Here is a 1,076-nt window from a genome sequence, read left to right on the forward strand (position 1 = left end):
AATCTGCCAAGGTAATCAACCTTGGAGGGACCCCGTGCGAAGTTCGCGACAACGAGGCGCGCGTTGTATTTGTCGACGTTTTCACGGAAAACCGGGTCAGTAATGGAACTGTTTGCGTATCCTTGGGAGCCCTGCATACCGACGCCGCAAATCCACCAATCGTCGAAGTCTCGACCAGATTGAGAATGGATCTGGGATTTGCCCAGGCGCTCCATGGCGTACTTGGCGAGCTTATAAGCAGCGCCCTTCAGCCAGCCGACAAAGGTTCGGTGAACTGAGGTCATACCGTGCTCTCCCGAGCTTCCGCTCTCTTGGATGGTTTGCTTGGGGATACGAAGAAGTCATCCCTGGTCAGAGACTTGAGAAGCTTCTTCGCCGGGCCGCGAGGGTTCTGATGGCCATTTTCCCAGTTGGAGATCGTGCTTTGGTCGAGACCCAGCGCTTCCGCGAGCTGAGACTGCGTAACACCAAGGGATGCTCTGAGTTCTTTGATGTCGATCTCGTTTTCCATGACGTCATTATGATTTACTCATAATTTCAAGTCAATGAGTTTCTCATAATTTTTTCTGCCATGCTCAAATCCATGAAACCGGACAAAATGTTACTGAAGAAGCGGGGAGAACGCCTTCGCCAAGCGCGCGAGGCAATCGGCCTGTCCGTCGAGGAGGCCAGTATAGCCTTCGGCGCGGCGTACTCGACCTATGCTGCTCACGAAAATGGCACGACGCCATATACGCTGAATGCCGCGATCGAATATGCCAAGCGTTACAAAGTTTCGCTTGATTGGCTGGTGCATGGCGTTGGCGACGGCCCGGGCGACAAGGCTAAGGCGTCCCAAACGCCTGAATCAGCACTACGTTCATCTCTCATAGCTTATGGAATTGACGGCGGTGACCTGCCCGCCGTCTTCAAGGCTATCAAGGGCTTTGTCGCGGAGACCGACGTCGAGCAACCACAACCAGGCCGTCCTCGTGATCAATCTGAACTCGCCATTCGCCGCCGTGCAAAATCGCCATAGCGATTGAGATTTCAGCAGCTTTTCGTTTGATGACGGTCTCCATCTCCTCTTCGGTCTT

The 1,076-nt window shown here is 53.8% G+C and carries 3 protein-coding genes; 1 reads left to right on the forward strand and 2 read right to left on the reverse strand.

Annotated elements, in window-relative coordinates; translation table 11 throughout:
- Both EXZ48_RS34660 and EXZ48_RS34665 read right to left on the reverse strand, forming a co-directional pair.
- The coding region (locus tag EXZ48_RS34660) for a hypothetical protein (protein ID WP_130521612.1) at nucleotides 1-284 on the reverse strand (284 nt) is incomplete at its 3' end.
- Nucleotides 281-511: a DNA-binding transcriptional regulator gene (locus EXZ48_RS34665; protein ID WP_130521614.1), complete on the reverse strand. Its 231-nt coding sequence runs from the start codon at nucleotides 509-511 to the stop codon at nucleotides 281-283. The genes EXZ48_RS34665 and EXZ48_RS34660, both read right to left, overlap by 4 nt.
- A gap of 72 nt (nucleotides 512-583) precedes the next feature.
- On the opposite strand from EXZ48_RS34665, the gene EXZ48_RS34670 reads away from it, so the two are divergent.
- Complete coding sequence (locus EXZ48_RS34670; protein WP_130521616.1) at nucleotides 584-1,018, forward strand: helix-turn-helix transcriptional regulator; 435 nt, start codon at nucleotides 584-586, stop codon at nucleotides 1,016-1,018.
- Nucleotides 1,019-1,076 lie beyond the last annotated feature (58 nt).

The organism is Shinella sp. JR1-6, from assembly GCF_004284735.1.
Classification (GTDB): domain Bacteria; phylum Pseudomonadota; class Alphaproteobacteria; order Rhizobiales; family Rhizobiaceae; genus Shinella.

What these genes read in the sequence shown, in the direction of transcription:
- EXZ48_RS34665 (WP_130521614.1), bottom strand. Translation starts at nt 511, where the DNA reads ATGGAAAACGAGATCGACATCAAAGAACTCAGAGCATCCCTTGGTGTT.
- EXZ48_RS34670 (WP_130521616.1), top strand. Translation starts at nt 584, where the DNA reads ATGAAACCGGACAAAATGTTACTGAAGAAGCGGGGAGAACGCCTTCGC.